Annotated in this window: 23 protein-coding genes and 1 pseudogene; 9 read left to right on the top strand and 15 right to left on the bottom strand. The window is 67.8% G+C overall.

The features are described from left to right. Positions 1–36: 36 nt before the first annotated feature. The 4 genes from DM992_RS04695 to DM992_RS04680 form a co-directional block, all read right to left on the bottom strand. Positions 37–1,278, bottom strand: coding sequence for a multifunctional CCA addition/repair protein (locus DM992_RS04695; protein WP_111015909.1), 1,242 nt, complete (start codon positions 1,276–1,278; stop codon positions 37–39). Beyond that, entirely contained in the window at positions 1,275–1,922 is a 648-nt protein-coding gene (locus DM992_RS04690) for a glutathione S-transferase family protein (protein ID WP_111015908.1), read from the bottom strand. The genes DM992_RS04695 and DM992_RS04690 overlap by 4 nt, the downstream gene beginning before the upstream one ends. A gap of 70 nt (positions 1,923–1,992) precedes the next feature. After that, a complete protein-coding gene (locus DM992_RS04685) occupies positions 1,993–2,955 on the bottom strand; it encodes a complex I NDUFA9 subunit family protein (protein ID WP_111015907.1) in 963 nt (320 codons plus the stop codon). Positions 2,956–3,012: 57 nt separating this feature from the next. Further along, a complete protein-coding gene (locus DM992_RS04680) occupies positions 3,013–4,965 on the bottom strand; it encodes a lytic transglycosylase domain-containing protein (protein WP_111015906.1) in 1,953 nt (650 codons plus the stop codon). Positions 4,966–4,973: 8 nt separating this feature from the next. On the opposite strand from DM992_RS04680, the gene DM992_RS04675 reads away from it, so the two are divergent. Then, the gene (locus DM992_RS04675; RefSeq protein ID WP_111015905.1) at positions 4,974–5,582 is read left to right on the top strand and encodes a 5-formyltetrahydrofolate cyclo-ligase; all 609 of its coding nucleotides are present in this window, start codon (positions 4,974–4,976) and stop codon (positions 5,580–5,582) included. Positions 5,583–5,656: 74 nt separating this feature from the next. Here the strand turns inward: DM992_RS04675 and DM992_RS04670 are convergent, their stop codons facing one another. Continuing rightward, entirely contained in the window at positions 5,657–6,169 is a 513-nt protein-coding gene (locus DM992_RS04670; protein ID WP_034179280.1) for a winged helix DNA-binding protein, read from the bottom strand. 148 nt (positions 6,170–6,317) lie between these two features. On the opposite strand from DM992_RS04670, the gene pxpB reads away from it, so the two are divergent. From pxpB to pxpA, 3 genes are read left to right on the top strand one after another with little or no spacing between them, the layout of a single operon-like run. After that, positions 6,318–6,974: a 5-oxoprolinase subunit PxpB gene (pxpB, locus tag DM992_RS04665; protein WP_111015904.1), complete on the top strand. Its 657-nt coding sequence runs from the start codon at positions 6,318–6,320 to the stop codon at positions 6,972–6,974. Beyond that, positions 6,971–8,038: a biotin-dependent carboxyltransferase family protein gene (locus tag DM992_RS04660; protein ID WP_111015903.1), complete on the top strand. Its 1,068-nt coding sequence runs from the start codon at positions 6,971–6,973 to the stop codon at positions 8,036–8,038. The genes pxpB and DM992_RS04660 overlap by 4 nt, the downstream gene beginning before the upstream one ends. Before the next feature lie 55 nt (positions 8,039–8,093). Beyond that, on the top strand, positions 8,094–8,858 hold the full coding sequence (pxpA, locus tag DM992_RS04655; RefSeq protein ID WP_034179283.1) for a 5-oxoprolinase subunit PxpA: 765 nt from the start codon (positions 8,094–8,096) through the stop codon (positions 8,856–8,858). Between the two features lie 548 nt (positions 8,859–9,406). Here the strand turns inward: pxpA and DM992_RS04650 are convergent. The 10 genes from DM992_RS04650 to DM992_RS04605 all read right to left on the bottom strand — a co-directional run bounded on the left by DM992_RS04650 (position 9,407) and on the right by DM992_RS04605 (position 20,741). Then, positions 9,407–10,552, bottom strand: a complete 1,146-nt coding sequence (locus DM992_RS04650) for a TraB/GumN family protein (RefSeq protein ID WP_034179284.1) — start codon at positions 10,550–10,552, stop codon at positions 9,407–9,409. Next, positions 10,545–11,561 carry a peptide ABC transporter ATP-binding protein gene (locus DM992_RS04645; RefSeq protein ID WP_111015902.1) on the bottom strand — a complete coding sequence of 339 codons (1,017 nt, stop codon included), beginning with the start codon at positions 11,559–11,561 and terminating at the stop codon, positions 10,545–10,547. Before DM992_RS04645 ends, DM992_RS04650 begins: the two co-directional genes overlap by 8 nt. Beyond that, positions 11,558–12,556, bottom strand: a complete 999-nt coding sequence (locus DM992_RS04640) for an ABC transporter ATP-binding protein (protein WP_111015901.1) — start codon at positions 12,554–12,556, stop codon at positions 11,558–11,560. The genes DM992_RS04645 and DM992_RS04640 overlap by 4 nt, the downstream gene beginning before the upstream one ends. Before the next feature lie 2 nt (positions 12,557–12,558). Next, the gene (locus DM992_RS04635; protein WP_072437556.1) at positions 12,559–13,476 is read right to left on the bottom strand and encodes an ABC transporter permease subunit; all 918 of its coding nucleotides are present in this window, start codon (positions 13,474–13,476) and stop codon (positions 12,559–12,561) included. Positions 13,477–13,480: 4 nt separating this feature from the next. Beyond that, positions 13,481–14,491, bottom strand: a complete 1,011-nt coding sequence (locus tag DM992_RS04630) for an ABC transporter permease subunit (protein ID WP_111015900.1) — start codon at positions 14,489–14,491, stop codon at positions 13,481–13,483. A 118-nt stretch (positions 14,492–14,609) separates the two neighbouring features. After that, a complete protein-coding gene (locus DM992_RS04625) occupies positions 14,610–16,238 on the bottom strand; it encodes an ABC transporter substrate-binding protein (protein WP_111015899.1) in 1,629 nt (542 codons plus the stop codon). Between the two features lie 321 nt (positions 16,239–16,559). Continuing rightward, positions 16,560–17,867, bottom strand: a complete 1,308-nt coding sequence (locus DM992_RS04620; protein WP_111015898.1) for an MFS transporter — start codon at positions 17,865–17,867, stop codon at positions 16,560–16,562. Between the two features lie 187 nt (positions 17,868–18,054). Then, positions 18,055–18,366: a high-potential iron-sulfur protein gene (locus DM992_RS04615; protein ID WP_014895772.1), complete on the bottom strand. Its 312-nt coding sequence runs from the start codon at positions 18,364–18,366 to the stop codon at positions 18,055–18,057. A gap of 139 nt (positions 18,367–18,505) precedes the next feature. Further along, entirely contained in the window at positions 18,506–19,615 is a 1,110-nt protein-coding gene (locus DM992_RS04610; protein ID WP_111015897.1) for an NAD(P)/FAD-dependent oxidoreductase, read from the bottom strand. 145 nt (positions 19,616–19,760) lie between these two features. Continuing rightward, positions 19,761–20,741, bottom strand: a complete 981-nt coding sequence (locus tag DM992_RS04605) for an AAA family ATPase (protein WP_111015896.1) — start codon at positions 20,739–20,741, stop codon at positions 19,761–19,763. A 229-nt stretch (positions 20,742–20,970) separates the two neighbouring features. On the opposite strand from DM992_RS04605, the gene DM992_RS04600 reads away from it, so the two are divergent. The 5 genes and pseudogenes from DM992_RS04600 to DM992_RS04580 all read left to right on the top strand — a co-directional run bounded on the left by DM992_RS04600 (position 20,971) and on the right by DM992_RS04580 (position 24,259). Next, a complete protein-coding gene (locus DM992_RS04600) occupies positions 20,971–21,690 on the top strand; it encodes a nitroreductase (RefSeq protein WP_111017802.1) in 720 nt (239 codons plus the stop codon). 146 nt (positions 21,691–21,836) lie between these two features. Beyond that, positions 21,837–22,325, top strand: coding sequence for a hypothetical protein (locus tag DM992_RS04595; RefSeq protein ID WP_111015895.1), 489 nt, complete (start codon positions 21,837–21,839; stop codon positions 22,323–22,325). A gap of 5 nt (positions 22,326–22,330) precedes the next feature. Continuing rightward, positions 22,331–23,146, top strand: a complete 816-nt coding sequence (locus tag DM992_RS04590; protein ID WP_111015894.1) for an endonuclease/exonuclease/phosphatase family protein — start codon at positions 22,331–22,333, stop codon at positions 23,144–23,146. 16 nt (positions 23,147–23,162) lie between these two features. Then, positions 23,163–23,261, top strand: a pseudogene (locus tag DM992_RS04585) (LysE family translocator); the annotation flags it as partial. Between the two features lie 227 nt (positions 23,262–23,488). After that, a complete protein-coding gene (locus DM992_RS04580; protein WP_034179295.1) occupies positions 23,489–24,259 on the top strand; it encodes a ferredoxin--NADP reductase in 771 nt (256 codons plus the stop codon). The last annotated feature ends 393 nt before the right edge of the window (positions 24,260–24,652 follow it).

Here is a 24,652-nt window from a genome sequence, read left to right as displayed (position 1 = left end):
ACGGCCGCGCGCCGCCCGCCCCTTTCATACCTGCCCCTATTCGCCGATCGCGAGCGCCTGCGCGACGGCCTGGATCCGCGCGCGATGCACGGCCTCCTTGATCTTCTCCGCCTCGCTGCCGATGCCGCGCGCGATCGCGCCGGCATCGACGCTGCGCGCGGCCGCGAGCGCCACGCGCAGCCGCTCGGCCTGCGGATAAGGCTGCGCGTCGAGCCCGAGCCGCCCGCGCGCATCCGATTCGCACGCCTGCAGCATCTCGGCGAAACGCGCCGGCTTGCGCAGCGCGTCGCTGCGCTCGAACAGCCGCACCAGCGCGGCCGCGCCCATCTCCATCACGCGATGCAGGTTGCCGTGCTCGCGCGCGACCACGAGCGCGAGATCGCGGCAATCGTTCGGCACGCGCAACCGTTCGCACAGCGGCTTGAGCAGGTCGACGCTGCGGCCCTCGTGGCCGACGTGGCGCGGCAGCACGTCCGCCGGCGTCGTCGCCTTGCCGAGATCGTGCGTGAGCGCCGCGAAGCGCACCGGCAGCGAATAGCCCTGCTTCGCCGCGTAGTCGACGACCATCATCACGTGCACGCCCGTATCGACTTCCGGGTGATAGTCGGCGCGCTGCGGCACGCCCCACAGCGCATCGACCTCGGGCAGGACGCGCGCGAGCGCGCCGCAGTCGCGCAGCACCGCGAACATCCGCGACGGCTTCGCCTCCATCAGCCCGCGCGCGATTTCCTGCCACACACGCTCGGGCACCAGCGCGTCGGCCTCGCCCGCGTCGACCATCCGCCGCATCAGCGCGAGCGTTTCGTCGGCGACCGTGAAATCCGCGAACCGCGCGGCGAAGCGCGCAATGCGCAGGATCCGCACCGGATCCTCGACGAACGCGTCGCTCACGTGCCGGAACACGCGCGCGCGCAGGTCGGCCTGCCCGTCGAACGGGTCGATCACGGGCCCGACCAGCGCGCCCTCCGGACTCACCTCGCGCGCCATCGCGTTGATCGTCAGGTCGCGCCGCGCGAGATCCTCGTCGAGCGTCACGTCCGGCGCGTAATGGAACTGGAAGCCGTGATACCCGGCCGCCGTCTTGCGCTCGGTGCGCGCCAGCGCGTATTCCTCCTGCGTGTGCGGATGCAGGAACACCGGAAAATCCTTGCCGACCGGCCGGAAGCCCTGCGCGGCCATCTGCTCCGGCGTCGCGCCCACCACCACGTAGTCGCGGTCCTGCACGGGCACGCCGAGCAGTTCGTCGCGGATCGCACCGCCTACTGCGTAGATGTTCATGGCTGCGGCTCGTATTCGGCGATCACGTTGGTCTCGCTGCGCGCGGCGTCGATCCACCGCTGCACCGCCGGCAGCGCCGTCACGCGCGCCGCGTAGCCGGCCGCGTCCGGCGACAGGCCCGGCTCGTACGTGTTGAAGCGCATCACGACGGGCGCGTACATCGCATCCGCGATCCCGAACTCGCCGAACAGGAACGGCCCGCCCGACGCCTCGAGGCACGCGCTCCACAGCGCGTCGATGCGCGCGATATCGGCGAGCGCGTCGGGCGTCGCGCCGCGCCCCGGCATCGACGCACGCACGTTCATGCCCATCTGCGTGCGCAGCGCCGCGAAGCCCGAATGCATCTCGGCCGCGATGCAGCGCGCATGCGCGCGTTCGAGCGGATCGGCCGGCCACATCGGAAACTGCGGATAGCGCTCGGCGAGCGTCTCGGCAATCGCGAGCGAATCCCAGATCGCGACGCCGTGGTCGTCGATCAGGCACGGCACCTTGCCGGACGGCGAATACTCGAGGATCCGCGCGGCCGTGTCGTCGCGGCGCAGCTCGACCGCGATCTCGTCGAACGGGATGCCGAAATGCGCGAGCAGCAGCCACGGACGCATCGACCACGACGAGTAGTTCTTGTCTCCAATGACGAGTTTCATGATGGTGTTTCCGGAAAACGCGAAGGTGGAAAGGACGATGCTGAACGACGGCGCCCCGGCCGGGCCGGGCCTAGCGCCGCCGCGAGCGGAACCAGTCGAACCGCGACCGCGCCGCGGTGTTGCCGAGATACGCGGGCGCAATGCTTTCGAGACTCGCGGGCGTGATCCCGAGTTCCGGCGCGAGCGGCCCCGACAGCACGTTCGGCACCGACATCGACGCGAGATTGTCGCGCGTGAGTACCGGTTCTCCGGGCAGGCATTCGAACACGCTTGCCTGCAGCCGCGCAAGCGCGTCGGGCAGCCGCACGATGCGTGCCTGCCGGCCGACCAGCGTGCCGCAATAGCGCACCAGTTGCTCGAGCGTATAGACGGTCGGGCCGCCGAGTTCGTAGGTCTTGCCGTGCGCGGCCGCGAGATCGAGCGTGTTGACGAACGCGCGCACGACATCGCCGACGAACACCGGCTGGAAGCGCGCGTCGGGCATCGCGAGCGGCAGCACGGGCACCGTGCGCTGCAGGTTCGCGAACGTGTTGAGGAATGAGTCGCCGGGGCCGAACACGACCGACGGGCGGAAGATCGTCAGCTCGAGCGAATCGGTCGCCGCGATCGCATGCAGCGCCGCTTCGCCATCGCCCTTCGAGCGCTGGTACATGCTTGCGCCGTGCGAATCGGCGCCGAGCGCGCTCATGTGCAGCAGGCGCCGCACGCCGACCTCGGCGCACGCGCTCGCAAGCGCGGCCGGCAGCGCGACGTGCGCGCGCTCGAAGCCGGGCCCGTACGGCGTGCCGCGGCCGCCGTGCAGCACGCCGACCAGATTGATCGCCGCGTGCGCGCCGGCGACGAAGCGCGCGAGCGTGCGCGTGTCGAGCGCCTCGAGCTCGACGATCTCGACCGGCAGCATCTGCAGATGGCGCGCGTGGTCGCGCCGCCGCGTGCCGATCCGCACCTGCTTGCCGGCGTCGATCAGCGCATTGACGAGCCGGCTGCCGACGAAGCCGGTGCCGCCCAGCAGAGCGACGGTCTGGCGATCCATGTTCGACACCTCAAAAAAACACTGCCGCGTCTCGCGCGGCAGTGTGAAGATTGCGGATCAGGGCGAGATCATGCCTAGACGTTTCTTCAACGACTGCGGTTTGCCCTCGAAGAGCGCCGCGTAATAGACGGTGTTCGACAGCACGTTCTTCACGTAGTCGCGCGTCTCGTTGAACGGAATCGTCTCTGCGAAGATCGCGCCTTCGACCGGCTGCGTCAACACCTGCCGCCACTGGCGCGGCCTGCCCGGGCCCGCGTTGTAGCCGGCGGTGGCCAGCACCGGCGAGCTGTCGAAGTTGTTGTAGATGTCCGCCAGATACCAGGTGCCGAGCTGGACGTTGGTATCGATGTCGTGCATCTGCGCGCGCGTGATCGTGCCCATGCCGAGCTTCTTCGCGACGAGCTGGGCGGTGGCCGGCATCAGCTGCATCAGGCCGCCCGCGCCCACCGACGAGCGCGCGGTCGTGATGAAACGCGACTCCTGGCGGATCAGCCCGTACGCCCATTCGATGTCGAGGCCCGTCGACTGCGCATAGCGCTCGACGATGTTGCGGTACGGCGACGGGTAGCGCAGCGTGAAGTCGTGCTCGGCCTTCGTGCGGTCGGCCGTGTTGACCGTGCGGTCGAGCAGCTCGACGCGCTTGCCGTACTCGGCGGCCGCGAGCAGCTGGCGATCGGTCATCCCGCGCAGCGGCCAGTTCCATTCGCGGTTGCCTTCGAGGCGCAGGTTCAGCGCGTAGAAGCGCTGCGCGAGCGCGAAGCCCGGGATCTTGCTCATCGCGTCGATCTCCGCGTCGCTCACCTTCGTGCGCGGCGGGACCGTCGTGCGCTGGCCGAGCTCTTCGCCGGCGAGCTGCCCGTAGAAGTTGAACTGGCCCGCGACCTGCTCGAACTCCTGGTTCGCCTGCAGCGTGTCGCCGCTCTGCTTGAGCGCACGCGCATGCCAGTAGATCCACGCCGGATCGCTGCGCAGCGACGGCGGCATCTGCTCGATCGACCAGCGCACCATCGGCCAGTTGCCGGCGAGCAACGCGGCGCGCGTGCGCCATTCGTAGCCCGGGTTCGACAGCGGCGCATTCGCGGATTTCGCGTACCAGACCGACGCGAGCGGCGAGCGCTTGATCGCGCCCTGGTAACCGATCGCGCCCCATGCGATCGCCTGTTCCTGTTTCGTGAGCGAGCCGGCGACGGACGTCAGCATCCCGGCGGCCGCGTCCGGATCGTTGCGCGCCATGCGGCCGAGCGCGATCAGCGCGAGCTGGTGCGACGTCGCGTCGGGGCCGACGCCGCGCGCGAGGTACAGCGGCGGCGCGCTCGTCGCCTGGTCGAAGGCGACCGGGCGCGGGCCGAGCGCATCGACGATCTTGCCGCCGAGCGTCGTGTAGTTCTGCTCGTACGCGAGGCGCGCCTGCTGCCACACGTCGTCGCTCGTGAACTGCTGGTTGACCGTGAGCGCGGTGATCAGGTCGACGCACGCGTCGCCGTAGTTCTTCGGCTCGACGAGCAGCGCGCGCGCCGCATCGGCGACGTTCTCGCCGCGCGCCGCGCGCGATTCGAGCGCGTAGCACCTGACCTGCGTGTCGTCGTCGAGCACGAAGCGCTTGTATTGATCGTCGAAGCTGCGCCAGTCGTGGCGCGCGCCGAGCACGAGCAGGTAGTCGTTGCGCAGGCGGTCGGCGATCGCCTGGCCGTCGTAGCGCTGCAGGAACGACTGCACGGGCGCGTCCGGCGCGTCGACGCGCGCGCGGCCCGTCGAATCGAACAGCTGCGGCTTGATCTGGAAATACTCGACGTAGGACGGGACCGGATAGTTCGGGATCATCGACGCAAGCTGCGCGGCTTTCGCGGCGTCGTTGCGGCGTGCGGCTTCGCGAAGCTGCACGAAGATCTGGTCATCCCCGGCGACCGTGTCGTCGCCCGGTGCGGCGCATGCGGCCGTGCCCGCGACGAGCGCGGCCGCCGAAAGCGTCAGCGCGACCGCACGATATACTCGGAAAAGGCTGTTCGACATCGTTTTGAATGGAGCACGAATTGAGCGAAAGCATAGCACGCCACCCTGTGCCGAACCCGAAGGTTGCACTGCGCAAAACGCTGTCCGGCGCGCGTCGCGACGCCGCGTCGCAGCCCGCCGCGAACGCCGCGCTCGACGCGCGGCTGCGCACGCTGCTCGACCGGCTCGCGCCGCGCACGGTCGGGTTCTACTGGCCGCTGCCGGGCGAATTCGATGCGCGCGACGCGGTGCTCGCGTGGTGCGCGGCCGGTGCCGGCCGGCGCGCCGCGCTGCCCGTGATCGGCGAGCGGCACACGCCGCTCGCGTTCCATGCGTGGGACGCGCACACGCCGATGCGCGAAGGTCATCACCGGATTCCGGAACCGGCGGCGGGCATCGTCGTCGTGCCCGACCTGCTGCTGATTCCCTGCGTGGGATTCGATCCGCAGCGCTACCGGCTCGGCTACGGCGGCGGCTATTACGACCGCACGCTCGCCGCGTGGCCGGGCGACACGCTGCCGGTGACGGTCGGCATCGCGTATGAAGCGTGCCGCGTCGATGCGCTGCCGGCCGAAGCGCACGATCTCGCGCTGCGCTGGATCGTGACCGACGGCGCGCTCTACCCGGCCGCCGGATGACGCGGCGCGCGGCGCCACGGCCGTCGCCGCACGCCCGTCAGCGCAACGCCGCGCGCAACACTTTCCGCAATCGTTTACAGCGACGCCGCCGCGCGCGCGGCCGTGTCGTACAGGCCCGATGCGTGGCGCAGCAACTGCGCCGCGTCGCCGATCTGCTCGTTGGTGAGCCCGCTGTCCTTCAGCGTCTCGATCAGGCAGTGCTCGCGCACCTCGCGATACTTCAGGCACAGGTCGCGGCCCGCGTCGGTTGCGAAGAAGAACACTTCCTTGCCGTTTTTCTCGCTCTTCACGTAACCGCGGGCGATCAGTTTTTTCAGCGCATAGGTCGCGACGTGCGTATCCTCGATATTGAGCACGAAGCAGATGTCGGCGAGCTTCTTCTTGCGTTCGCGATGGCTCACGTGATGCAGCAGCGACACCTCGACCGCCGTCATGTCCTTCGCGCCGGCCGCCGACATGCAGCGCACCATCCAGCGGTTGAACGCGTTGCCGGCCATGATGAGCCCGTATTCGAGCTCCGACAGCTCCGCGCTCGAATCGGAAACGAGGTGTTCGGATGACACGATCTTGGTCGGAGAACGCTTCATGGAAAGGCGGCGCAAGCAGGATGTCAGGGTGTGCCGAGTGTACGTCAGAAGGCCCCGTATACGGGCTAGGCGAAAACGCTTATTGGTAAGTTATCGATATCTTGTTGACAATGTGCGCTAACATTGCCGTCCGAACCGTGCCAGTCCGATGACGCAACCCCGCTTTTATCCGCTCGGCGATGCCGCCCTCGTCTGCGAGGTGCCGCCCCCCGCCACGCTCGATTGCCAGCGCCGCGTGTGGGCCGTTGCCGAGGCCGCGCGCGCGTGGCCCGACGTGATCGACGTCGTGCCGGGCATGAACAACCTGACCATCGTGTTCGACCCGCTCGCCGCGACGGCCGAGTCGCTCACGCCGGCGCTGCGCGACGCGTGGGAGACGGCCGACGTCGAGCACGCGGACGGCCGCGAAGTCGAGATCCCGGTCGAGTACGGCGGTGCCGCCGGCCCCGATCTGGCGGCCGTCGCCGCGCACACGGGCCTGTCGGTAGACGAGGTGGTCGCGCGCCACGCGGCCGGCGAATACGTCGTGTTCTTCATCGGCTTCCAGCCGGGTTTCGCGTATCTCGGCGGCCTCGACGCATCGCTGCACACGCCGCGCCGCGCGGCGCCGCGCCTCGAGGTGCCGGCCGGCTCGGTCGGCATCGGCGGCGTGCAGACGGGCATCTACCCGGCCACGTCGCCCGGCGGCTGGCAGTTGATCGGCCGCACGTCGCACGTGCTGTTCGATCCGGCGCGGCCGCAGCCGACGCTGCTGCTGCCCGGCGATCGCGTGCGCTTCACCATTGCAGGAGTCGACGCACGATGACCCAGAGCAACGCACCGGGCACCATCGAGGTGGTGCGGGCCGGCCCGCTGTCGACCGTGCAGGATCTCGGGCGCCGCGGCGCGCGCCATCTCGGCGTCGCACAGGGCGGCGCGCTCGACGGCCTCGCGCTCGAGGTCGGCAACCGGCTCGTCGGCAACCGCCCCGACGCGGCGGCCGTCGAGATCACGATCGGTCCGACCGCATTCCGCTTCACGCGCGCCACCCGCATCGCGATCACCGGCACCGAATTCGGCGCGACGCTCGACGGCCGGCGCGTGTATTCGTGGTGGAGCCTGCCGGTCGAAGCCGGGCAGATGCTCGTGCTGCCGGCCGCGAAACGCGGGATGCGCGGCTACCTGTGCATCGCGGGCGGCATCGACGTGCTGCCGATGCTCGGCTCGCGCAGCACCGATCTCGCGTCGCGCTTCGGCGGCCTCGGCGGCCGCACGCTGCGCGACGGCGATCGGCTCCCGGTCGGCGTGCCGCCGGCCGGCGCGGGCTGCCTCGCGGCCGACGCGCCCGAATTCGGCGTGAAGGCGCCCGCGTGGTGCGCATTCGCGCGCGTCGACGAGCCGCCGCGCCGCCACCGCCCCGCGCATGCGCCGTGGGCGATGCCCGTGCGCGTGCTGCCGGGCCCCGACTACGCGTCGTTCGCGGCCGATTCGCAGCAGGCGTTCTGGGACGACGAATGGCTCGTCACCGCGAACAGCAACCGGATGGGCTATCGCCTCGCCGGCGCCGAGCTCGTGCGCGAGCGGCCGGTCGAGCTGCTGTCGCACGCGGTGCTGCCCGGCACGATCCAGGTGCCGCCGAACGGCCAGCCCATCGTCCTGATGCACGACGCGCAGACCACCGGCGGCTACCCGAAGATCGGCACGGTGATCCGCGCCGATCTGTGGAAGCTCGCACAGGCACGGCTCAACCTGCCGATCCGCTTCGTGCGCACGACTCCCGACGCGGCGCGTGCCGCCCTCGCCGCGGAACGTGCGTATCTGCGGCAGATCGACATCGCGATCGACATGCGCGAGGAAGCGCGCCGCCGCGCCCAATCGCGCGCGGCGTGACAATGGCGGAAGCGGTACGGAAAACGCGCCACGCAATCAGTGGACGAGGAACATCATGGAAATCGATCTGAATGCCGATCTCGGCGAAGGATGCGGATCGGACGAGGCGCTGCTCGACCTCGTCACGTCGGCGAACATCGCATGCGGCTGGCACGCGGGCGGCGCCAATGCGATGCGCGACTGCGTGCGCTGGTCCGTGCAGAAAGGGGTGTCGATCGGCGCGCACCCGAGCTTTCACGATCCGGAGAATTTCGGCCGCAAGGAAATGCAGCTGCCGGCCGGCGACATCTACGCCGGCGTGCTGTACCAGCTCGGCGCGCTGTCGGCGATCGCGCAGGCCGAAGGCGGGCGCATCGCGCACGTGAAGCCGCACGGCGCGCTGTACAACCAGGCCGCGCGCGACCCGATGATCGCCGATGCGGTGGTGTCCGCGATCCACGATTTCGATCCGTCGCTCGCGGTGTTCGGGCTCGCGAACAGCGTGTTCGTCGCGGCCGCGCGGCAGGCGGGGCTCGCCGCGGTGGAGGAAGTGTTCGCCGATCGCGGCTACCGCGCGGACGGCTCGCTTGTGCCGCGCAGCCAGCCCGGCGCGCTGATCGACGACGAAGAAGCGGTGCTCGCGCGCACGCTCGACATGGTGCGCAACCGGCACGTGCGTGCATTGAGCGGCGAATGGGTGCCGCTGAACGCGCAGACCGTCTGCCTGCACGGCGACGGGCCGCATGCGCTGGCGTTCGCGAAGCGAATCCGCGCGGCGCTCGAGGCGGCGGGTGTCGATGTCGTGGCGCCCGGTGCGCTGCAGGCGGACGAAGGCGCGTGACGCGTATCCGCACGTACATTGCACGCATCCGTCGCCCAAAAGAAAAAAGCGCCCTCGCGGCGCTTTTACGTTGGCGCAATCGCTGCGGCTTCGCCGTCTGTCGATTCGCCCCCCGAAACCGTCTTTCGACGGTGACCGGAAAAACATTCCGGATTAAAAAACGTCCGCCGCCGCCCGATCACTGCATTCCCCGGTCAGACAACGGAACGTCGCTTATCTGCAAGTCGGCCCGCATGCATGTGTTGTCCGACGATGATTGGCCCCGCCGTGCATGCAGACACTCCGCGGCCGGCACGCGCTTCACGTGCCGGCAACGCTAACCCGCGCTTTATTTCTGCTACCCCGTAGAACTTATCTATTCTTTTCATTTTTTCAACTTGTGGGGTGAAGAATAGATATTGGCAGAACAGGATGTCAATCGTTTCAAACGCTATTTTCCGACGATTCGAGGGTTTTCCTTATCGATTGCCGCAGCCGCGCCGGCGCCTCGCGACGTGCGCGCGATGGCAATCAAACAGGGGAAGATCGGTGCGTTCCGCCGGACGCGATCAGTTCGCGTCGACCCGGTATCCTTGCTGGCGCAACAATTCGAGCACGCCGCGCGAGCCGCCCAGATGCAGCGCGCCGATCGCGACGAACAGCGGCCGGTTCGGCGCGGCGATTGCCGTCATCCGTGCAACGAAGCGGCGGTTGCGCTCGTACAGAATCTTGTTGTCGATCGACGCCGACAACGCCTTCGAACGCGCGAGCCGCTCGCTCTTCGCGACGGCCCACGCCGAGATCGCGTCGGCGTCGCCAATTCGCCACAGCCGGTGCAACGCCTTGATGTCGTCCGCGTTCTGCGCGGGTGTCTGCACCATGTCCTGCGCGAGCATCTCGCGCTGCTCGGCCAGCGTCAGCCCGGTGAACGCGCGCATCTGTTCGGCGAGCGTCTCGAGCCCGATCACGCGGCCGCCCTTCTTCTTCAGGAATACGTTCTGCAGTTGCGCCTCGGTGCCGTATTCCGTCTGCAGGCCGGCCGACAGCGAATCGTAGGTCTCGACGACGAGCGCCGCGAGCCACGGCCGCATCTTGCGGATCTCGGCGAGCGCGGCCGGGTTGCCGCGCAGGCGCGCCGCGAGCCGCTGCCACAGCGGCTCGGGCAGCAGGCGCTGCAGGCACGGATAGCGGCACACGCCGTACTTCGACACGTCGTCCTGCGATTCGAGCAGGTCGTCGGGCGACAGTTCAAGCGCAAGCGTCGGCGACGCGGCGAGCGCCGCGAGGATGCGCGGCCGGAACGGCTGCGCGCTCGGGTAGTCGGACGGGTCGCCCGTGTGCAGCGTGCCGAGCACGTAGAGCGTGACCTTGCCCCTGGTCGCGACGTAGAACGGCATGCGCGCGGGCTGCACGCGCACCGCGCCGCTCGCGACCGTGCCGTTCGACACGGCAGGCGCGTGGAAGCCCGGCAGGCTCATGCCGGGCGGCGGGACTTGCGACGGATGGATCGGCGAAGTGGCCGGCGCGCGCCCTTCGGCGCGCGCGGCCTCGACGGGAACCGCGAGGCTGGCTGCCACGCACGCGCCGGCCAGCGCCGCGCCCGTGACGGTGCGCACGCTCCAGCGCCGCGCGTAGCGGTACGCGCGCATCACGCGCGCGCTGCTTGCCCCCGAACGGCGCGCGCCGGACACGCGCGCCGCCAACGCTTCAGGCATTCGCCTCCCCTACCTCCTCGGCGCGATGGCAGGCCACGCGCCGTCCGTCGACCTCGCGCAGCTGCGGCTCCTCGACGCGGCAGCGCTCGACCGCATACGGGCAGCGCTGGTGGAACGCGCAGCCCGACGGCGGATTGAGAGGCGACGGCAGTTCGCCCTGCAGCTTGATCTGCACGCGGCGGTCTTCCTCGAAGATCGCCGGCGTCGCCGACATCAGCGCGCGCGTGTACGGATGGCGCGGCCGCGCGTAGATCGTCTCCTTGTCGCCGAGCTCGGCGACGCTGCCGAAGTACATCACCATCACGTCGTCCGCGACATGCTCGACCACCGACAGGTTGTGCGAGATGAACACGTAGCTCGTCTTGAACTGCTCCTGCAGATCCATGAACAGGTTCAGGATCTGCGCCTGGATCGACACGTCGAGCGCGGACACCGGCTCGTCGGCGACGACGATCCGCGGATCGAGGATCATCGCGCGCGCGATCGCGACACGCTGCCGCTGGCCGCCCGAGAACATGTGCGGATAACGCTTCGCATGCTCGGGCCGCAAGCCGACCGTGCGCATGATCTGCGCGACGCGCTGCGCGCGTTCGGCGGCCGTCAGGTTCGCGTTGATCTCGAGCGGCTCGGAGAGCGTCTGCTCGACGGTCTTGCGCGGGTTGAGCGACGCGAACGGGTTCTGGAACACCATCTGCACGCGGCGGCGCAGGTCGGCGACCCGGTGCCGGTCCGCGCCCGCGACGTCCTTGCCGTCGATCGACAGGTGGCCGGACGTCGGCGTCTCGATCATCGTCAGCTGCCGCGCGAGCGTCGACTTCCCGCAACCGGATTCGCCGACGACGGCGAGCGTCTTGCCGCGCTTCAGCGAAAACGACACGCCGTTGAGCGCCTTCACCGTGCCCTGGCCGAACATGCCGCGCTTGACCGTGTAGTGTTTGGCGAGCTGGTCGGCAACCAGCACGACGTCGTCGTCGTGCGGCGTGGCGCGCGTTTCGTGGACTGCGTTCATCGTGCGCCTCCCGTCAGGTCGAGGTTGGAAACATGGAGCGGCTTGATGCAGCGCGCGCGCATCGCATCGTTGCCGGACACCAGCGTGTCGAGCGCCGGCCGCGCCTTGCGGCAATCGTCGACGACATACTTGCAGCGCGGCGCGAACAGGCACCCGGACGGGCGATCATCGCGGCCCGGCACCATGCCGGGCAATGCGGCAAGGCGACGCGCCCCCTTATTGTGCTCGGGAATCGCCGCGAGCAGCGCTTCGGTGTACGGATGATGCGGCGTACGGAAGATGTCGGGCACGCGGTTGGTCTCGATGATCTCGCCCGCGTACATCACCGCGACGCGCTGCGCGACCTCCGATACCACGGCCAGGTCGTGCGAGATCAGCACGAGCGCCATCCCGCGCTCCTTCTGCAGCTTCACCAGCAGATCCATGATCTGCGCCTGGATCGTCACGTCGAGCGCGGTGGTCGGCTCGTCGGCGATCAGCAGCTTCGGGTTGCACGCGACGGCCATCGCGATCATCACGCGCTGGTTCATCCCGCCCGACATCTGGTGCGGGAACGACGCGATGCGGTTCTTCGCATCGGGAATGCCGACCTGATCGAGCAGTTCAAGCGCGCGCCGGTGCAGCGCGTCGCCGCGCAGGCCTTCGTGCAGCTTCAGCACCTCCTTGATCTGGTAGCCGACCGTATAGCTCGGGTTCAGGCTCGTCAGCGCGTCCTGGAACACCATCGCGATGTCCTTGCCGACGATCTTGCGACGCGCGTTGGGCGACGCCTTCAGCAGGTCGACGCCGTTGAACGTGACCTCGTCGGCCGTCACCTTGCCCGGCGCGTCGATCAGGCCCATCAGCGCCATCATCGTCACGCTCTTGCCCGAGCCCGATTCGCCGACGACGCCCACCACCTCGCCCGGCGCGATCGACATGTTGATGCGGTCGACAGCGGGCAGACCGTTGAAGTTCACCGCGAGATTGCGGATGGTCAGAAGATCTTGGCTCATGTTTATGCCATCCGCTTCAGTTTGGGATCGAGCGCGTCGCGCAGCCCGTCGCCGAGCAGGTTGATCGCGAGCACCGAAATCAGGATCGACAGGCCCGGCATCGTCACGATCCACCACGCGTTGTCGATGTAGTCGCGCGCGGACGCGAGCATCGCGCCCCATTCCGCGGTCGGCGGCTGCACGCCGAGGCCGAGGAAGCCGAGCGCGGCCGCGTCGAGGATCGCCGACGAGAAGCCCAGCGTCGCCTGCACGATCAGCGGCGCCGTGCAGTTCGGCAGCACCTGCGAGAACATCAGGCGCAGCGTGCCGGCACCGGCCACGCGCGACGCCGTCACGTATTCCTTCTGCAGCTCGCCGAGCGCCGACGCGCGCGTGAGGCGCACATAGGCCGGCAGCGCGACGATCGCGATCGCGAACATCGTGTTGGTGAGGCCCGGGCCGATGATCGCGACGACCGCGACCGCGAGCAACAGCGACGGCAGCGCGAGCAGCACGTCCATGATGCGCATCACGGGCGTGTCGGCCCACTTCTGGAAGAACGCGGCGACGAGCCCGAGCACGATGCCGGGGATCAGCGCGAGCACGACCGACACGAAGCCGATCCAGAACGACATCCGCGCGCCGAACATCAGCCGCGAAAGAATGTCGCGGCCCGCTTCGTCGGTGCCGAGGATGAATTTCCAGTTGCCGCCGTCGAGCCATGCGGGCGGAATCTTCACGTAGTCGCGGTATTGCTCGACCGGGCTGTGCGGCGCGATCAGCGGCGCGAGCAGTGCGACCAGGATCAGCGCGAGCACGACGATGCCGGCGCCGACGGCGCCGCGGTTGCGCGAGAAGTTGGCCCAGAACTCGCGCAGCGCGAGCGCACGGCCGCCGGCCGGCGCGGATTCGCTCGGCAGGGTGTTTTGCAGATTGCTCATGGAATTACCTCGTGTGGCGGATGCGCGGATTCAGCACGCCGTACAGCAGGTCGACGACCAGGTTCACGACGATCACGAGCGTCGCGATCAGCAGGATGCCGCCCTGAACGACCGGATAGTCGCGGCGGCCGATCGCATCGATCAGCCACTTGCCGACACCGGGCCACGAAAAGAGCGTCTCGGTCAGCACGGCGCCCGCGAGCAGCGTGCCGATCTGCAGGCCGATCACGGTGACGACCGGGATCAGCGCGTTGCGCAGCGCATGCACGACGACCACGCGCACGGGCGACAGCCCCTTCGCGCGTGCGGTGCGGATGTAGTCCTCGCGCAGCACTTCGAGCATCGACGAGCGCGTCATCCGCGCGATCACCGCGAGCGGGATCGTGCCGAGCACGATCGCGGGCAGGATCAGGTGGCTGACCGCCGACCTGAACGAGCCTTCGTCCGGCGCGAGCAGCGCGTCGATCAGCATGAAGCCCGTCGGGTGCGGGAAGTCGTATTCGACGGCGATGCGCCCCGACACGGGCGTCCAGCCGAGATACGACGAAAACACCATGATGAGGATCAGCCCCCACCAGAAGATCGGCATCGAGTAGCCGGTGAGCGCGGTACCCATCACGCCGTGGTCGATGACCGAACCGCGCCGCAGCGCGGCGATCACGCCGGCCGGCAGCCCGATGGCGAGCGCGAACACGAGCGCGCACAGCGACAGCTCGACGGTCGCCGGGAAGCGCGCGAAGAACTCGCCCGCGACACTGGTGTTGGTAATGATCGACGTGCCGAGATCGCCGTGCAGCGCACGGCCGATGTAGTGGACGTACTGCAAGGGCAGCGGCTGGTCGAGCCCGAGGCGTTTCATCGCCTCCGCGTGCATGGCGGGATCGACGCCGCGCTCGCCCATCATCACTTCGATGGGGTCGCCCGGTATCAGGTGAATCAGCGCGAACGCGAGAATGGTGATGCCGATGAAGGTCGGGATCACCATTCCCACGCGGCGCAACACGAATCGGAGCATGATGCTTCTCGTATTTTCTTGTGGGAAATGTGCGACCGGCGACGGGGGGCTTTTGGCCTCCCGCCGCCGGATGATTTCAAGCCGGTCTTCTCAACGACGACAGCTTACGCCGGTCGTATTACTTCACGCCGACGCCGTCGAAGCGCGCATAGCCGAGCGGCTCGATGCGCATGTCGACCACGTTCTTGCGCACCGGCTGGTAGACCGTCGAGTTCGCGATCGGCGAGAACGGCAGCTGTTGCGCGAAGATCTGCTGAGCCTGCGTGTAGAGCTTCGTGCGCGCGTCCTGGCCCGTCGTCGTGCGGCCCTTCTGGACCAGCTCGTCGAACGGCTTGTAGCACCAGTGCGAGAAGTTGTTGCCCTTGATCGCCTCGCAGCCGAGCAGCGTGCCGAGCCAGTTGTCCGGGTCGCCGTTGTCGCCCGTCCAGCCGATCAGCATCGTGTCCTGCTCGCCCGTGTGCGCGCGCTTGATGTACTCGCCCCACTCGTACGTGACGATCTTCGCCTTCACGCCGATCTTCGCCCAGTCGGCCTGGATCATCTCGGCCATCAGGCGGGCGTTCGGGTTGTACGCGCGCTGCACGGGCATCGCCCACAGCGTGATCTCGAAACCGTTCGCATAACCGGCCTTCGCGAGCAGCGCCTTCGCCTTCGCGGTGTCGTACGCGGCCATCTTCAGGTTCTTGTCGTACGACCATTGGGTCGGCGGCATCGGCGCGCTGGCCGCCTGGCCCGCACCCTGGTAAACGGATTCGAGGATCGCCTTCTTGTTGATCGCCATGTCGAGCGCCTGACGCACTTCGAGCTTGTCGACCGGCTTGTGCTCGACGTTGTACGCGAGATAGCCGAGGTTGAAGCCCGCCTGCGACGGCATGTCGACGTTCGAATCGGCCTTCAGCGTCGCGATGTCGGCCGGGCGCGGATAGCTCATCACCTGGCATTCGTTGCGCTTGATCTTCTGCACGCGCACGCCCGGATCCGGCGTGATCGAGAAGATCAGCTTCGAGAGCTTCACTTCGCCCTTCTTCCAGTAATCAGGATTGCCGTCGAATCGGATCGTCGCGTCCTTCGTGTAGCTGCGGAAGATGAACGGGCCCGTGCCGACCGGCTTCTGGTTGATGTCGGCGGCCTTGCCGGCCTTCATCAGCTGGTCGCCGTATTCGGCCGACAGGATCGACGCGAATTCCATCGCCATGTTCTGGATGAACGGCGCGTTCGGCTCGGCCAGCGTGAACGTCACGGTGTACTGATCGACCTTCTCGACCTTCGTGATCAGCTTGTCGAGGCCCATGTCGGTGAAGTACGGGAACGACACCGGATACGCCTTGCGGAACGGCTGGTTCGGGTCGAGCATGCGCTGGAACGTGAACAGTACGTCGTCCGCGTTGAATTCGCGCGTCGGCTTGAAGAAGTCGGTCGTGTGGAACTTCACACCGTGGCGCAGGTGGAACGTGTACACCTTGCCGTCGGACGACACGTCCCACTTCTCGGCGAGGCCCGGCTCGACCTTGGTGCCGCCGCGCTCGAATTCGACGAGACGGTTGTAGACGGTGAACGTGGCGGCGGTGAAATCGACGCCGGTCGTAAATTGCGCGGAATCAAAACCCGCCGGGCTGCCTTCTGAGCAGTAGACGAGCGTTTTGTTCGGGATCTGTGCGAATGCAGAACCCGCGACGCCGAGCGATGCCGCTGCCACGCCTGCAATGGCGGTAACACGCAGGGTGTGCAACAGACGGTTGTATTCCATGTTTCCTCCAGGTCTCCAGATCGGAACCGGTCCCGCCAGGGTCCGGCGTACGCGGATATTACTTGAGCTAGCGATTCTGCAACAAGCTGGAGAAAAAACTCTTCTAGACGCGCCCGCACGGGTTTTTGCCGATGTCTCGCACGGGTAAAAAATGCGAAAACGCGCGCGAGCGACAGTTCCGTTCATTCCGCGCATGTTTCGTTCAACGACTAAACAATTCGGGCGCGAATGCGACGGGCCGGCGCGCGGTTTCCCGTGTTCGGCCGCACATCATTGCGCTTTGCGAAACGATCCGATGACAGTCTTCGCCCTGTCACGCTGTCATGCCGGCGCGTCGAGGTCGGCGCTGCGCGCGGGCACGAACGCGACCGCGACGATCGACAGCGCGAGCCCGGCCATCACATAGTAGGTCGGCGCCAGCGGCGTACCCGTGACCTTGATCAGCCACGTGACGATGAACTGCCCGAAGCCGCCGAACAGCATCACCGCGACGTTGTACGCGATCGACAGCCCGGTCGAGCGCACGTTGGCCGGGAACAGCTCGGCGATCATCGCGCCGAACGGCCCGTAATAGCCTGCGAGCGTCACCGACAGCACGGCCTGCACCGCGATCAGCCGCCCGATGCTCGGCGCCGCGTCGAGCCACGCGAACAGCGGATACATCAGCACGAGCGTCAGCGCGAGCGACCACAGCGACAGCCCCTTGCGGCCGATGCGGTCCGACCACGCGCCCGCGACCGGCGACAGCACCATCAGCAGCAGGTTGCCGACGATCACCGCGTAGAACGATTCCGAGTACGGCAGCTTCAGCTGCTTCACCGCGAAGGTCGGCAGATAGCTGATCAGCACGTAGATCGTCACTGTCAGCGCGATCACCGAGCCGAGCCCGCACAGCACCTCGCGCGGGTGGCGCGTGAACACTTCGCCGAGCGTCGCGCGGCGCGCGCTCTGCTGCGCATGCAGGAACGCTTCGGAATCCGCGAGATGGCGGCGGATGTAGAAGCCGATCGGGCCGATCACGAGCCCGAGGACGAACGGCACGCGCCAGCCCCAGCTGTGCAGCGCGTCGTGCGACAGCCCGCGCGTGACGGCCGCGCCGACGAGCGCGCCGATCAGCAGCGCGGCCGCCTGGCTCGCCATCTGCCAGCTACCGTAGAAACCGCGTTTCGAGAACGGCGCGGCCTCGATCAGCAACGCCGTCGCGCTGCCGAATTCGCCGCCGGCGGAGAAGCCCTGCAGCAGGCGGCCGAGCACGATCAGGATCGGGCCGCCGATGCCGATCGCCGCATAGGGCGGCGCGATCGCGAGCAGGAAGATGCCGAACGTCATCAGCAGGATCACGAGCGACAGCGCGGCCTTGCGGCCGGCACGGTCCGCGTACAGCCCGAATACGATGCCGCCGATCGGGCGCATGAAGAACGCGACGCCGAACGTCGCGGTGGTCAGGAGCAGCGACGAGTATTCGCTGGAGGTCGGGAAGAACAGCTCGGCGATCACGACCGTCATGAAGCCGAACACCGTGAAGTCGTACCACTCGAGCGCGTTGCCGATCACGGCGGCCACGACCGCGCGCCGGTTCAGCGCACGCTCGGGCCGGATCGTTTTCGTTGAATTCGCAATCGTCGCCATGCGTGCCTCATCCTCGTGAATTCGCCGTGTCGGGCGGCGCGGCGCAGTGTGCCGCGGCGCGCTGGTTTGCAGCGAGTGTAGAAAGCGACGGAACCGTTTTCAAGCAATAAAAACGCCCGCCGTCTTTCGACGGCGGGCGTTTTGCGGTTTTCGCCACATTGCGGCATCGCACGATGCCGCACGGGCCTCAACCCATCTTCGAGAATGCGCTGCACCAGCCCTTCGCCGACACCTGCTTGCCGGGGAAGGCGCCGCACGGGCCCGAAGCCGAACCCTTCTTGCCCTGGTACAGCATGCAGGCCGCGCAATCCTGGCCCGCTGCGTATTTCGGGTACTTCGTCTTGTCGACCTTCGTGGCATCGGCCTTGTAGCCGAGCGCCACCGCGGTCGGATCGGTTTCCGACAGCATCGGCGCATCGGCCAGCGCTTCACGCGACAGCGCCAGCGCGGACACGACGCCAACGCTCGAAATCAGGAAACTCCGACGGGATGTTTTCATGGGGGACTCGCTCCAACGTTATCGGTTTGAAAGCTGTTCTGGCGACAGCCGTTCGACAGAATAACCGCCAAGCGAATAAATGTGCGTGCCGAAATGCCGGAGATAAGGGATTTCACACGGCGCGACGCGCACGGGCGCGTCAGCCGTATGCGGCCATGTCGCCGACGCGCTGCGCGAGCGCGAGCGACGCGGTGAGCCCCGGCGACTCGATGCCGAACAGGTTCACGAGCCCGCGCACGCCGTGCTGCGCGGCGCCCTGCACGATGAAGTCGGCCGGCGGCTCGCCGGGCCCCGCGACCTTCGGCCGGATGCCCGCGTACGCCGGCTGCAGCGCACCGTCGGGCAGGCCCGGCCAGAACGCGCGGATCGACGCGTAGAACGCGCCCGCGCGCGCCGGATCGACTTCGTAACGCAGCGAATCGCACCATTCGACGTCCGGGCCGAAGCGCGCCTGCCCGGCGAGGTCGAGCGTCAGGTGCACGCCGAGCCCCGCGCGGTCGGGCATCGGGTAGACGAGATGCGAGAACGGCGCGCGGCCCGACAGGCTGAAATAATTGCCGCGCGCGAGATAGAGCGGCGGCACCCAGTGCGGGTCGAGGCCGCGCGTGCGGCGCGCCAGCGCCTGCGCACCGAGGCCCGCGCTGTTGATCACGCAGGCGGCCTCGATCTCGGCGGGCGTGTCGCCGCCCGTGCGCACGACGAAGCGCCCGCCGCGCAGCACGTCGATCGACTCGACCGGGGATTTCAGCGCGCACACGGCGCCGTCGCGTTCCGCGGCGCCGAGCAGCGCGAGCATCAGCTGGTGACTGTCGACGATGCCGGTGGACGGCGAGAACAGCGCTTCCACGCATTCGAGCGCGGGCTCGAGCGTCTGCGCCTCGACGCGCGTGAGCGGCAGCAGGTCGAGCACGCCGTTTTCGGCGGCGCGCGCGGCGATCGCCTTCAACTGCTTCACCTGCGTGACGCTCGTCGCGACCAGCAGCTTGCCCGTGCGCCGGTACGGCACGTGATGCGTGTCGCAGAATTCGTACAGCAGATCGCGACCGCGCACGCACGACATCGCCTTCAGCGAACCGCGCGGATAGTAGAGCCCCGCGTGGATCACTTCGCTGTTGCGCGAGCTCGTGCCCGTGCCGATCGCATCGGCCGCCTCGAGCACGAGCGTTTCCCGTCCGCGCGCGGCCAGTTCGCGTGCAATCGCAAGGCCGACGACGCCCGCGCCGATCACTACACAATCCATCTGCTCCATGACGTTTCGCGCCGCTAACGCGTCGAGGGGAGAGAAGAGAATTGTACGTCCCGGTTCGCAAGCCTGCCGAAAGCATGCGTGCCGCGCCGCGACGACACTGCGCACGACTCGGCGCGCACACGCCGCAGCCGTGCGCGCCGCCGGTTCAGAAGCCGATCGGCCTGCGCTTCGCGGCGCCCTCGTCGGCACGGATGTCGTGCGGCCCGATCGCGTCGCGGCCGTCGAGCCGCGCGGCGCCGAATGCATGCAGCAGCGCGCGGCGCATCGTGCGCGGCGGCGTCGCGGCCAGCACGTCGAGCGCGTCGTCGCCGAGCATGTCGGGGAAGCGCCGCCCCCACGCGTGCGACGTGCGGATCTCGTCGTAGATCGTCTGCGCGATCCGGCGCGCGCCGGCGGCATCGGGCGGCGCGATCTCGTACACGTTCATCCGGTTGAGCAGCGGCTCCGGAATCGCCTGCGCTTCGTTCGCGGTCGCGACCCAGATCACGTTGCCCGCATCGATCGGCACTTCCGCGAATTCGTCGACGAACGCGCGCGCGGTGTCGTGCTCGAGCAACGCGTACAGCGCGCCGAGCGGATCGTATTGCGCATCGCTGCCGGCCTTGTCGATCTCGTCGACCGCGATCACCGGGTTCGCGTAGCTGCCGTTCACGAGCGCATCGAACACCTTGCCGGGCTTCGCGTTCTTCCATTGCGACGACGCGCCCGACAGGATCCAGCCGGCCGTCAGCGAACTCATCGGCACGTAGTGGTATGCGGTGCCGAGCAGTTGCGCGAGCGCCTTCGCGAAATGCGTCTTGCCGATGCCGGGCGGCCCGAGCAGCAGGATCGGCATCAGTTCGAGCCGGTCGTCCGTTTCCAGGCACAGCGCGACCTGCTTGCGCACGTCGTCGAGCGGTTCGACGAAATTCGGCAGCGCGTCGCCGAGCGCGTCGAACGACGGCATCCGGTTCGGCTTCACGCAAAAGCGCAGATTCCCCGTCTTGAGCATCCTTTCGTAGGTGGCGCGCAATGCGTCGCTCGCGCTCTCGTTCAGGTCGCTCAGCGCCGTCTCGACCTGCTCGAGGTCGTACACCGTGCTGAAGGACGCCACCGCCAGTTCCTGTTTCACCATCGCCGTCGTCATACCAACCTCGCTGCCGCTTGCTGTCGCACAACCATCAGACCCTTACGATTTCAGTGTAGCGGGCCCGTATCCGCGCGCAAGCAAGCAGCCGAACGAGTCTGCTGCTAACACCCGGCGTGCGCTGCACGGCTGCGCGGCGCGGCGTATGATCGTCGGTTCACCCACCCGCCTCAAGGCTTCGCCGACGGCGCCCGCGCGGCGCGGCGCGCCCCGTCCCGAAGGTATGCCGATGTCCACTCCCACCGCTTCCCCGCGCATCGATGCCGATGCGATCGGCGCCGTCGACGCGGCGCTGACGTCGCGCCGCGCGATCCGTGCGTTCCTGCCGACGCCCGTGCCGCGCGACACGCTCGAGGCGATCCTCGAAGCCGCGAGCCGCGCGCCGTCGGGCACCAACATCCAGCCGTGGCGCGTGTACGTCGCGACGGGCGCCACGCGCGATGCGCTCGCCGCCGCGCTGACCGCGGCCCACGACGATCCCGCGCGCGAAGAGAAATACGTCGCCGAGTACGACTACTACCCGCGCGAATGGGTATCGCCGTACATCGACCGGCGCCGCAAGGTCGGCTGGGATCTGTACGGGCTGTTGAACATCGGCCGCGACGAGAAGGCGCGCATGCACGCGCAGCACGCGCGCAATTTCCGCTTCTTCGATGCGCCCGTTGCGCTGTTCTTCACGCTCGATCGCTTGATGACGTACGGTGCGTGGCTCGATTGCGGAATGTTCCTGCAAGGCGTGATGACGGCTGCGCGCGCACGCGGGCTCGATACCTGCCCGCAAGCCGCGTTCGTGCCGTTTCACCGGATCGTCGCCGAACATCTCGGCATTCCCGCCAACGAACAATTCGTCTGCGGCATGTCGCTTGGCCATGCGGACCCCGACGCGATCGAGAACCGCCTCGTCACCGAGCGCGCGCCCGTCGCCGAATTCGCGCGCTTTTTCGCTTGAAAATGCGTGACGCGCACCTACCTTTCGGACAGGACCGTATCGCGCAGCGAACCTGTCGCGGCGCGTCCTGTCACATCACGATCGAAATCGATCGGGCGTAAGATGTGCGTCCGTTCCCCGCTATTCCGCGTTTCCGGAGACGTTTCATGCTGAAACACGGCCTGGCCGTCCTGCTCGCGAGCCTCGCGCTCGCCGCCCATGCGCAGAGCCCCGCACCGGCCTCCGTCGCGTGGGAGATCCAGGTAGTGCGCGACGGTCAGACGATCGACTCGTTCCAGCAGCGCACCACCGTGGGTCAGACCCGCACCGATACCCATCGCTATCCGTCCGCCGTGCCGGTCGGCTGCGGCAATGCCGCGCGCGTCGTGCCGACCGAGCGCTCGCGCTCGGTGACGGTCGCGCCGCTCACCGTCGATACCAGCGCGAACACGGTGTCGCTCGCGCTCGACGTGCAGGAAACGCTCGACGACGAAAACGCGACGCGCGGCGATCCGTGCGTGCCCGCGTCGCCGCGGCAGATCGTCGCGAGCCACCCCGGCCTGTCGGTCGGCAGCGACGCATGGACCGACTGGACGCTCGTCGAGCAACGTCCGCACCTCGTGTACCGCGTGCGCGCGCACGGCGCGAAGGACTGAGCGTCATGTCCGCCGACGCCCTGTCCCTGCCGTTCGCCGAACCGCACGCCGCCCCCGACGAAATCACCGCGGTCAGCTGGAACCTGCACAAGGGCCGCTCGCCGCTCGGCTTCACCGCATGGAACGCGATGCGCAACTGGATGCAGTCGACGCACGCCGACGTGTATTTCCTGCAGGAAGCGATGGCACGCCGCATGCCGCGCCCCGTGCTCGCGCCCGGCTTCGGCGCGCCGATGGACGACGCGGTCGACGACGTGTGGCACTGCCAGGCCACCGAGATCGCGCACGCGCTCGACTGGCAGATCGCGCTCGGGCCGAACGTGTTCAAGCCGTCGTGGCGGCACGGCAATGCGATCCTGTCGCCGCATCCGCTCGATCTCGGCGGCCGCTGGGACATCTCCGCGCACCGCTTCGAACGGCGCGGGCTGCTCGTCGCGCGCGCGACGCTCGCGGGCACGCGCCCGGTCACGCTGCTGTGCGCACACCTCGCGCTCACGCGCGCCGCGCGGCTGCGCCAGATGCACTGGATCGCGCACTGGATCGTGCGCAATGCGGGCGACGGCCCGCTGATGCTCGCCGGCGACTTCAACGACTGGCGCAACGATTCGGTCGCGCTGTTCGGCGAGATCGGGATGTCCGAGGTCGCGACGCTGCTCGGCGAATCGGGCCGCACGTTCCCCGCGTTCTCGCCGGCGCTCGCGCTCGACAAGATGTTCGTGCGCGGCCTGACGCCGCTCGAATGGCGCGCGCCGTCCGGCGAGGCCGCGTGGCTGTCGGACCACCTGCCGTACATCGCGCGCCTACGCCTCGATCCGCAATAACGGCCCGATCGCAATCCGCCGCCGGCGCGGCTGCCGGCGCGTGCGGCGCCCGCTCGGCGCGCCGTGTGGCGGCGCGCTCGTCGGCCTCGGCGCGAAACTCGCGGCCGATCGATGAAAGTTCGTTGAAAGAATTCGTTGCGCCAAATCCGCGCAGCCACGCGGGTCAAGCCCGCGATCAGCGCCAACAGGGTAAAATAACCAGTTCGTCAATCGTCTGTCATCGAGAAGGCGCGTGTCCGACGCGCCGGCCGGCCGATCCTCGATCGGGCCGTCGCACTCGGTTTTTTTGCCCGTTCTTGGGCCCGTTACACGCGTTCGCTACGCGCGTCCGTTTTCAAAGCCATGAGCAAATACGACACCGCCACCGTCCAATCCGTCCACCACTGGACCGACACGCTTTTCAGCTTCACCTGCACCCGTGAGGCGAGCCTGCGCTTCAACAACGGCGAATTCACGATGGTCGGCCTCGAGGTCGACGGCAAGCCGCTCGCGCGCGCCTACTCGATCGTCAGCCCGAACTACGAAGAGCACCTCGAATTCTTCAGCATCAAGGTGCAGAACGGCCCGCTGACGTCGCGCCTGCAGCACCTGAAGGTGGGCGACACGGTATTGATCGGCAAGAAGCCGACTGGCACGCTGGTCGCCGACAACCTGCTGCCGGGCAAGACGCTGTGGATGCTGTCGACGGGCACGGGCCTCGCGCCGTTCATGTCGATCATCCGCGATCCGGACATCTACGACCGCTTCGACAAGGTGATCCTCACGCACACGTGCCGCCTGAAGGGCGAACTCGCGTACATGGACTACATCAAGCACGACCTGCCGGGCCACGAGTACCTGGGCGACATCATCAAGGAAAAGCTCGTCTACTACCCGACGGTCACGCGCGAAGCGTTCGACAACGAAGGCCGGATCACCGACCTGATCGCGACGGGCAAGCTGTTCACGGATCTCGACGTCCCGCCGTTCTCGCCGGAAAACGACCGCGTGATGCTGTGCGGCAGCACCGCAATGCTGAAGGACACGACCGACCTGCTGAAGCAGGCCGGCCTCGTCGAAGGCAAGAACAGCGCGCCGGGCCACTACGTGATCGAGCGCGCATTCGTGGACTGATCCGCCCCTGGAATTTGTGCCACATCAAAAACCGGAGCAAAAGCTCCGGTTTTTTTTTCGTCCCCACTTGGCGAATTCGTAACAAACTGGGACCATCTCATCTCAAATAGTTACATTTGGATACGTCATCGCCCGGTGCTTGGGCGTCAGTGTTTTTCCTACAACAGCTTCATTCCGATTATTCACATTTACCCTTAAATGTCCGCCTGACATGACTTTTACGGAAGTTTTGAGATATTATTCGGCGCGCGTGGTTGCCGTTCGGACGGGTGTTGAAGGGTCGGATGCAAACGTTACAAAATGTAACTTTTGTTACCCCGGCATGGGGCGATTCCCTGGCGGCGACCGTCATTGATACGGCAGCCGTTCCACGCAACCAGCCGGTGTCTGAAC

The organism is Burkholderia sp. JP2-270 (assembly GCF_003233675.1).
Classification (GTDB): Bacteria; Pseudomonadota; Gammaproteobacteria; order Burkholderiales; family Burkholderiaceae; genus Burkholderia; species Burkholderia pyrrocinia_C.
This window is presented reverse-complemented; position numbering and strand designations above follow the sequence as displayed.